Annotated in this window: 8 protein-coding genes and 1 pseudogene; 2 read left to right on the top strand and 7 right to left on the bottom strand. The window is 58.1% G+C overall.

Annotated elements, in window-relative coordinates:
- The first annotated feature begins 133 nt into the window (after nucleotides 1-133).
- Nucleotides 134-1,165 (top strand): succinate dehydrogenase/fumarate reductase iron-sulfur subunit, encoded by a 1,032-nt coding sequence (locus tag ACVWZU_RS13865; RefSeq protein WP_457445490.1) that lies wholly within the window; start codon nucleotides 134-136, stop codon nucleotides 1,163-1,165.
- Here ACVWZU_RS13865 and ACVWZU_RS13860 read toward each other — a convergent pair.
- From ACVWZU_RS13860 to ACVWZU_RS13830, 7 genes and pseudogenes are all read right to left on the bottom strand, one after another.
- Nucleotides 1,162-2,268: a peptidylprolyl isomerase gene (locus tag ACVWZU_RS13860; RefSeq protein ID WP_457445486.1), complete on the bottom strand. Its 1,107-nt coding sequence runs from the start codon at nucleotides 2,266-2,268 to the stop codon at nucleotides 1,162-1,164. The genes ACVWZU_RS13865 and ACVWZU_RS13860 overlap by 4 nt on opposite strands.
- 198 nt (nucleotides 2,269-2,466) lie before the next feature.
- On the bottom strand, nucleotides 2,467-4,545 hold the full coding sequence (locus ACVWZU_RS13855; protein WP_457445488.1) for a choice-of-anchor Q domain-containing protein: 2,079 nt from the start codon (nucleotides 4,543-4,545) through the stop codon (nucleotides 2,467-2,469).
- Nucleotides 4,546-4,635: 90 nt separating this feature from the next.
- Nucleotides 4,636-4,791, bottom strand: a pseudogene (locus ACVWZU_RS13850) (CSLREA domain-containing protein); the annotation flags it as partial.
- A 256-nt stretch (nucleotides 4,792-5,047) separates the two neighbouring features.
- Nucleotides 5,048-5,311, bottom strand: a complete 264-nt coding sequence (locus ACVWZU_RS13845) for a hypothetical protein (RefSeq protein ID WP_457385272.1) — start codon at nucleotides 5,309-5,311, stop codon at nucleotides 5,048-5,050.
- A 497-nt stretch (nucleotides 5,312-5,808) separates the two neighbouring features.
- Nucleotides 5,809-6,426, bottom strand: a complete 618-nt coding sequence (locus tag ACVWZU_RS13840; protein ID WP_457445484.1) for a hypothetical protein — start codon at nucleotides 6,424-6,426, stop codon at nucleotides 5,809-5,811.
- 20 nt (nucleotides 6,427-6,446) lie between these two features.
- Complete coding sequence (locus tag ACVWZU_RS13835) at nucleotides 6,447-6,635, bottom strand: hypothetical protein (protein ID WP_457445482.1); 189 nt, start codon at nucleotides 6,633-6,635, stop codon at nucleotides 6,447-6,449.
- Between the two features lie 155 nt (nucleotides 6,636-6,790).
- Nucleotides 6,791-7,849 (bottom strand): vWA domain-containing protein, encoded by a 1,059-nt coding sequence (locus tag ACVWZU_RS13830; RefSeq protein ID WP_457445480.1) that lies wholly within the window; start codon nucleotides 7,847-7,849, stop codon nucleotides 6,791-6,793.
- Between the two features lie 442 nt (nucleotides 7,850-8,291).
- Here ACVWZU_RS13830 and ACVWZU_RS13825 point away from each other — a divergent pair, with 442 nt between their 5' ends.
- Nucleotides 8,292-8,963 carry a hypothetical protein gene (locus ACVWZU_RS13825; protein WP_414375275.1) on the top strand — a complete coding sequence of 224 codons (672 nt, stop codon included), beginning with the start codon at nucleotides 8,292-8,294 and terminating at the stop codon, nucleotides 8,961-8,963.
- Nucleotides 8,964-9,017 lie beyond the last annotated feature (54 nt).

Here is a 9,017-nt window from a genome sequence, read left to right as displayed (position 1 = left end):
GGGATACCGCCATTCTGTTTGGAAACAAACAGAATGCTATCGCTGCATAGTTGAACAGTGATGTTCAGCAGTGTTCAGCGTAAATGTATCAGCTAGGATGGGATCCCCTTTCCCTTCAGCGGTGCAGAACACTTTGCGAGTAGAATTTCAGATTTTCCGACAGTTGCCGCCGGAGCCGCCCCGCTGGCAGTCCTTCTGGCTGGAGACATCCCCTGGCGCCACCATTCTCGATTGCCTCAACCAGATCAAGTGGGAGCAGGATGGCAGCTTGGCCTTCCGCAAAAACTGCCGCAACACCATCTGTGGCAGTTGCGCCATGCGCATCAACGGTAGGGCAGCCTTGGCTTGTGGCCGACATGTGGGCGAAGAGCTGGATCCCCGCAGCCCCCAGCCGCAGCCTATTCGCATCGGCCCTCTGGGCAACCTGCCCGTTCTGCGGGATCTGGTGGTGGATATGCAGCCCTTCTGGAACGATCTCAGCCGGGTGGATCCCTTTGTCAGCACGGCGGGGCGTCGCATCCCGGAGCGAGAATTTTTGCAGTTGCCTGCTGAACGGGAACATCTCAACGCTGCCGGTGGCTGTATTCTCTGCGGGGCCTGCTATTCCGATTGCAACGCCAAAGAGGTGAACCCAGAGTTCGTCGGCCCCCATGCTCTGGCCAAAGCCAACCGCCTCGTCCAAGACAGCCGCGACAGCCAACGGGAACAACGCCTGCAGGCTCTGGATAGCTTGGCTGGTGTCTGGGGCTGTACCCGCTGCTGGAACTGCAACAGCGTCTGCCCGATGGGCGTGGCACCTCTGGATCAAATCACCGAACTCAAACAGGGGATCCTCTCCCGCCATGCAGACAAGACCGCTGCTCTGCCCACCGACCGTTCCCCATCGCACGCTGTTCGCGCTATTCGGACGGAGTCCTTGCGCATAGCCATCCGCCACCGCAAGACTCTGGTGCAACTGGTGCGCTCCGGTGGTTGGATAGATGAGCGCCGCTTTGCCCTGCAGGTGGTGGGCCGGGATCCCAAAGGGCTGCTCAGCTTGGTGCCTTTGGGTCTGCGCCTGTTGGCCAGGGGCAAATTTCCCTTTCGCTTCCAGCCCTCTGCAGGGGCGGCGACGGTACGGCGGCTTATCGACACAGTTAGGCAGGAAGGAAGGGATCCCCTCTAGGCTCCGGGTTTGAGGTTGTCTTGGCCGGCAATCAACCTGGCACTCACAATCCGATCCCCCACTTTGATGTGGTGCAGCACCTCCGTTCCCTCTGTAACGTACCCGAACACGGCATAGCGGCCATCCATGAGGTTTAACCCCGCCGGGGTGAGATCCGGCTCAGCCATAAAGATGAAGAACTGAGAAGAGGCGCTGTTGGGATCGTCGGGATAGCGGGCCATGGCCACCGTCCCTTCGGCGGAAAAGGGCAGAGCCGGTTCCACATCCCACAGGCCCATCTGATCAAAAGTCTGGCCGTAGCGGGGCATCACCTCGCCTTTGGCGCGAATCTCCATGGGGATGGTGCGAACCTTGCCCGTGGCCGGATCCACATAGCCATCGGCAGGGCCAGGGGGATCCCCGGCCTGCGCCAGGAAGAAGGTCTCCACCCGGTCAAAGGTCAGGCCATCGTAGAAGCCCCGCTGCACCAGGTCGGCAAAGTTGCCGGCAGTGATGGGGGCGCTGTAGCCATCTAAGGTGATCACCATGCGCCCAGCGGTGGTGTTTAGCTCCACCTCTGCCCGCCCCAAGAGCTGAGGTTTGTCGGCATACTCAGCAGGCACTGTGTAGGGGAAAGCCCCCACCCAGTTGTTTTCGAGGGATCCCAACTCGTCCACTAGACGGTCGTAGGCAGCGCGGGCCTCTTCTTTGCCTTTGGATTTGCGCTCGCTGGCTTGGCCGATCACCCGCAACTGCTCCCGCAGCGCAGCCATCTGTTCAGAGGCTGGGGTCACCCGATCCGGGGGCAAGCCGGCCAGCAGGGAATCTCCATAGCGATCCAAGAGGTGCTCTACCTGGCGCACATCTCCCCGCACCGCTGACCAGCGGTTGTACTTCAGGTCGGCGTCGATTTTGGAGATGGCCTCATCAATTTCCAGCAGCTTCGTTTCCTGAATAGGCAACGCCCGCCGCAATAGGGTACGTGGATCGGTAATGGCATCCCCCTGGGGCAGAGCCAAGGCCGGGATCCCCCAGAGCACCACCACGCAGAATAGAGCAGCTACGTAGAGGCCAATCCGGCAAAGGGATCCCCATTGCCAAAATCCTTGGGCACGCTGCGTCATGGTTCCTACCGACTTGCAAAACCACTCCTGTCTCAGCCTGACATCCCACCGTCACAGGCGGCAAGCGTTGTCAGACCTCGATTGAGATTTCAACGACTGGCGTGCTCCACCTGGGGGAAAGCCGTCATCGCTACACGACGCTTTTGCGACCGCGATAGCAAAGACGGAGTTCTCAGAGGGCATGACTACACGGCTCTCCTACCTAGGAACGGTGACCTCGAAACGGATGACCCCGGCTGAGCCAGAACTGCCTCCCCCCACATTCACCACCACCACACCGTTGGGGTTGCTGATGCCCCCACAAGCAGGAGGCACAGCCCCACCCGGCGGAATGAAGGATCCCCCTCCCCCTGTGCTCACCGACAGGCTGCCCGGCACATACTGCAAGCCAGGCGCCAGGGGATCGCACACCACAAAGGTGGAAGCGGGCGAGTCCAGCAGGAAGTAGATGGCATACTGCACCCGCGCTCCTGGGCGCACCGGCAGGTTGATGGCCCCCTGCAGGAAGGTGCTGGCTCCGCCTGGCCAAGGGATCCCTGGGTTGTCGTTGGGGTCGGTGGGCTCGTCGAAGAATTCGGGGATAGGAGTTCCGTTGAGAGCGGTAATCCGCTTGACCAGTCGGATCCCTTCGCCTGGGGGAGGTGCTGGGCTGGGTGTGGGCGTCGGAGTGAGTGTGGGTGTCGGTGTCGGGGTGGGCGTCGGTGTTGGAGTGGGTGTTGGCGTCGGTGTTGGGGTGGGGGTGGGCGGAGCTTGCTCCTCATATGCTCCTACATCACACCGAACTCCAGCAGGTCGGGAAAAACCCCGCTGATCCTGGTTGACAGGGCTACTGTTCAGGTCGGTACACTGCCCGGCTGGCACAGCGTCGATGGCTACACTGCCTGCCAGAAGGGCATGGGTCTGGGTCGGCCCACCATTGTTGGCCAGTGGCCCAAGGTTCAAAGCTGCTGAGGTCACAGCCGTAAGTCCTGGGCAGCTTCCATCGGTGTCGAGATTCGCCCCGCTGGGGGTGAGAGTGCCAGCGTTGGAACAATTACCTCCGCTTGTACTGTTTGCTACGATTGAGTTTCTGAGGTTGGCTGTGGCGCCGTTGAAAATACCTCCACCTTCTGAAGCTGAGTTCGATGCAATTGTTACAAAGCTTAGACTGCTGGTGCCGAGATTGTAAATGCCACCGCCTTTTGTGCCAGCACTATTTCCTGATAGGGTGCTGTTGGTAATGTTTACTGTACTGCTGCTGGAAACATAGATCCCTCCCCCTTCCTGGTTGACATTGTTGAAGGGGATCTTGCTGGCGTTGTTGAAGGAGATCTCGCTGGCGTTGAGGGTTACCTTGCCGCCATTGCCGTTGTAAATGCCGCCCCCCTTTTCACTAACGTTATTGCCGGAGATCCCTGTTTTGCTGATGTTTGTCGTGCCTAAATTGTAGATGCCGCCCCCTTCCTTGCCAGCACCATTGTTGACAATGCCGGCGTTGGTAACCGTTACCGTGCCGCCGCTGCCGTTGTAGATGCCGCCCCCTTCCTTGCCAGCACCATTGTTGACAATGCCGGCGTTGGTAACCGTTATCGTGCCGCCGCTGCCGTTGTAGATGCCGCCCCCTTTGTCACCAACGCTATTGTTGGAAATGCCAGTGTTGGTAATTGTTACCTTGCCGCCGCTGCCGTTGTAGATGCCGCCTCCCTCCTGGCCGGCACGGTTGTCGGAAATGCCCGCTGCGTCAATGGTTACTGTGCCCAGGTTGTAGATGCCGCCCCCTTCTTTGCCAGCACCATTGTTGACAATGCCGGCGTTGGTAACCGTTACCTTGCCGCCGCCGCCGTTGTAGATGCCGCCTCCCTCCTGGCCGGCACCGTTGTCGGAAATGCCCGCTGCGTCAATGGTTACTGTGCCCAGGTTGTAGATGCCGCCCCCGAAAGAAAAAGCCCCATTATTGGAGATCTGAACATTGGAGACTGCAAGCTGACCGCCGACCTCCACAAAAACACCGCCACCGGCAGTATTTGCAGTATTTGGATTTGGATTTGGAGGATTGGCTCCATCCGCACAGCCACTTTTGATCTCTACACCTTGTAGATTGAGCTTGCCTCCGCTGCTGACATGGAAAATGCGAAACTCGCCTTTGGCTGCACTACCGTCTAGATCGCATGCTATCGAAGTATCTCGCTGGATCGTCGCCCCGTTGCCTTGAATGGTGATGGTGCTGGTAATGTCCAAATCGTCGTTGTCCGCTCCAGAGTCGGTTTGGTGTCCCGACCCATCGTCGTCTATCGACAAGGTATAGGTCCTCCCTTCCAACAGCACAATCGTGTCTGCACCTGGGCCCGCAGAACATTCATTCACTGCTGAATCGGTGTTTGCGGCTATCACGGCCTCCCGCAGAGAGCAGAGGTCATCAGCGGCTATAGCATCGCTTGTGGTGGTGACGTAGATCGTAGTCTGTGCCGGCGAAGGCAATTGCAAACCTGCTGCTGCTATACTCGCCAACAAAGGCAATACGAACCTAGAGCTGTATTTGCCCACACCTTGCCTCTCTGTCAATCAAGATGGCCTAGTAAGAGGATCCACACCTGCTCACCTGCGGCAACAAGCCATAGCTATTGAAGAGGGCCTTGGCAATCAGCCACCCTCATATCATGGATCTCCTCTCCCTAAATCTACCGCCGGCTGCAGTGGATTTCCCATTCCACTCCCACTTCCCTTCCGCCAGCCGATAAGGCATGGCCTCACCTCGGGATGAGAGGCTGCTCCCAGTTGAGGAGCAACGGTGGAATGGCTTTTACCTGGGAACAGTGACCTCGAAGCGGACGACACCGGCTGAGCCAGAACTGCCTCCCCCCACATTCACCACCACCACACCGTTGGGGTTGCTGATGCCCCCACAAGCAGGCGGCACGGCCCCACCCGGCGGAATGAAGGCTCCCCCTCCCCCTGTGCTCACCGACAGGCTGCCCGGCACATACTGCAAGCCAGGCGCCAGGGGATCACACACCACAAAGGTGGAAGCGGGCGAGTCCAGCAGGAAGTAGATGGCAAACTGCACCCGCGCTCCTGGGCGCACCGGCAGGTTGATGGCCCCCTGAAGGAAGGTGCTGGCTCCGCCTGGCCAAGGGATCCCTGGGTTGTCGTTGGGGTCGGTGGGCTCGTCGAAGAATTCGGGGATAGGAGTTCCGTTGAGAGCGGTAATCCGCTTGACCAGTCGGATCCCTTCGCCTGGGGGAGGTGCTGGGCTGGGTGTGGGCGTCGGAGTGAGTGTGGGCGTCGGTGTCGGGGTGGGTGTGGGTGTTGGAGTGGGTGTGGGTGTCGGAGTGGGTGTGGGTGTCGGAGGAAGCTAGCTTGCTCTACCCCCAAGAGAACCATTAGCAGGGCTGTGGAAACGGTGCCCAAGCTGCGACTAAAAAAGCAAAGCAATCTTTCCAGTTGACCAGGACGAAATCAAGACGGTTTTGAGGTCAGCATTCAACACTCCTCGGCTCTCTCAGCGCGTTCTCTCAGAACACAAAACCAGCTTGACCAAACTTGACTAAAACGAGGCAGCCATCAGTTATCTACCCTCACCGAAACCGTGTTGCTAAAGAGCAACGAGCCCGATGCTGAACGAACCACAGCCCTGTTGGTAATGATGGTGGGAAGAGCGGGAGTTTCAGGAGCAGGCACAAATGGAGTCGGCGTAGGTGCCGGCGGTAGGGGTACGGGAATGCGGAGGCGGCAGGGCTGATCCGATTGATTACCTTCTGGGGCATAGCAAACGCGAATGAGATCTTCCACAAAGCGAAGCTGATTAAAACTAAGTTGATCCGCTTGTCGAATAATGTCCGTAATGATTTCCTCCAGGTCTCGGGCTGTTCTGGAAAGAGGTACGCTGACAAACAGAATATTCTCCAGATCCCTAACTTCGGGGGGAGCTAAGTTGGAGAAAGGTACTCTATCCCGCTCCCGCAGCAAGATGCGATAAAGGGCTTCGCTCCAAGGGGAAACATCCACGGCTGCGCTGAAAACAAATCCCCGCAGGGGTATAGACTGGCCGGACTGACGCCCTTGGCCCAATAGGTTGGACTGAACCGATACCAACTTCCCCGGCGGTTGAATAATCGATCCGGAAAAGGGGATGGTGAACCGCAAGTTGCCCTCCAAGGCAGTGGTTGACAAGGCAGGCAACAAAATGTCCCCTCTTGAGCTTAGGTTGAACAACTCAACCTTATTGCCTCTTGAAAAGAGCGGCCCTCCCGAACAAAGGGCGGCTGTTGAGCCTGAAGGGCAAAGCTGAGCAAAGGGATCCACCACCAACCCCAAAATGGCAGAGGCAAAGCCGGAGCTGGGATCCCTTGGCGGCGACCCCACAGTCGAGGGGCTGCTGGAGGTGCCACCGCAACCTTTCAGGAAAACCGTTAGGGAACCTGTAAGCACTGCCGCCAGGACAAGCGCAGCCGGTTGCCAAAATCTTCTGGGTATACCGAGTCGTCGAAACATTTGCTTATCGCCTCGCTCTCGATTAGGGATGTTGTCAGCCTGCGGAATGACTCTAGCGGGATCCCACCGTGAGAACAGCGTCGCTGAAGGGCGCCACAAAACGGCTGCCTTCTCTCTCAACTCTCAGCTCGCCACTGAGAAGATAAGAACCAGCAGATAGCGGAACATTGCTTTGCACCCTCACCTGCAGGCGGTGCTCCCCAATAGCAGCAGGGAATAAGTTGGCAAAGGGAGCTTCCAGCCCTTCAGAAAACCGTGCCAGCACAAAAGTCCCCTCAGTAGCTGCAGCCAGACGCTGTAACTCCAGAAGATTCAAATCGACCCCCAACCCAACCACATACACGGTGAGTTTTTGTCCTCGCTCTCTGGCCAAAGTTGTCAGCTCCTGAGTAGCTTGGTTGATGGAGCGGGTGCTTTCGTTGTCAATCCCATCGGTAAACACCACCAAACGGCGGTTGAAACGCTCGGTGGGCCGAAAGTCGCTCAAGAAACGCCCGGCTTCTACCGTGGCATCGTAGAGGGCAGTGTTCCCCCCCGGAACAGCGCGCAAAACGCCTCGTCTCAGCAGCTCTTTGTCGCCGGTGAAGTCCTGCAATAGCTGAGCCGTGCGCAGGGGCTGCCCCAAAGCTGTAAGGCCAAAACCTGCCCCCCGGTTGTCAAAGCGCAGAATGGCGCCCAGATCCAGGGGTGCAGGGCGAAATTGATCCAGGAGCCGAAAAACAGCCAGGAAGCGCCGAGATTGGGGATCCAAGACCAACAGGCTGCCTGAGCCATCCATCAGCACAGCCATGAGCAAAGGCCGCTGAGGCAGATCCGGCGGGGGGTTCTCGATCCGGGTGGGTGTCAGGGTCAAGGTTACCGGCTGCGGGATCCCTAGCAAGTCGGTTACCCGGTTTACCTGCAGGCTGACCTGACTGGCAGAGAGCTGGGTTATTGGTTGGGGCGGATCCCCGCCTTGCAGGAGGGCGATGTTGAACTCCATTTCCCCTTGTGTGCCAGAAAAGGAGCGGGTCAGAGCCCCATTGAACGTCAGGCGAGCTTGGGATCCCACAGCAGACGGCTCAATGCCTGTACCGCCGGAAGAGCCACAGCCGACAAGGCAGCTTCCCACGAGCACCAGGAGAAGCAGCCAACCAGCTTTTTGGCTTTTTACTTGACCGGGCTGTATTTTTACAGTCATTGCAGCTGCCAGTGCAAGCACAGTGGGGTGGCATGAAAGTACGGAGTTGCAATACCACAATTCCGAAAGCTACTGTAGCGCTTGGTGTAGGCGTAGAGATTTTTACTGCAGTTAGAGGATCTCGAGTTCATCTTTTTTCACAATGCGAGCACAGCGGGTCTCAGCTTTGAGCCTAGTAGGGCGGCTAAAGCCTGTCTGCTCCGAGAATTGCTTCGAGATAAAGACCCCTTTGTTTTGCCACTTGTGGCAAGCGTTCTCGCTGACCAATTGTCAAATAAGCCGGCGCTCTCCTCCGTGGCCTATAGTTCATAGCAGCTCATCAGTGCAGGTGTAAGCTCTAAAAGGATCCCCTGGGTGAGGAGGAGAACTGAACATGGCGGCAAAGCAACTCAAGTTCTATTGGAGCCCCCAACACCAGCTCTTTAGCTGCGATGGCGCCAAGTTGGAGGGGCACGGCTACATCCAAACCAACCCCTCCCATGACCTGGTTCACCTGCTCATTGCCGCCAACGGCAACATGCCCTGGCAGCCGGTGGAAAGCCGCGAGCAAACCTGCTTTGCCGAGTACAACGCGGTGATGCTGGAGCACCTGTTGGTCAACTGCTTCAACGCAGCGGTGCTGGGATCCCTGCCTGCCCAGCAGATCATCCCAGAGGCGCGGAAGTTCTTGCGGTGGTTTGTTTCAGAACATTACGCCCCTTTTCCGGTGTCTGAAGAAGAGGCTTTTCGTCGCTTTGCTGCGCACCTGGATATTGAGCGCATTGTGCGTTTGTTCCCCTATTTTTACAGTCTGCGGGCTTGGGAATGCTTCAGCCTCGATTACCGCGCCGAGACCTACGACCTGGAGTTCACCTCCGAGGATGATCCCGTTCGAGAGGCCCCGGAATGGGCGGCGGATCCCAACATTTTGGAGACTCAGGAGCTGGTGCGGCAAAAGCTCTCTGAGGCAGTAGCCGAGGCGGGCTCGATCCGGCCCAAACCGGAGCCCGTTTTCCCGCCAACTTCGTCAGCTAGAAATCGCAGGAGCCCCGCACTGTACCCGTAGGGTCAGTGTCGGGAGGAATGCGGAAGTTATGATAGAACCATGACCCAAGTCCTG

The sequence above is a fragment of the Thermostichus sp. MS-CIW-26 genome (genome assembly GCF_054059115.1).
This window is presented reverse-complemented; position numbering and strand designations above follow the sequence as displayed.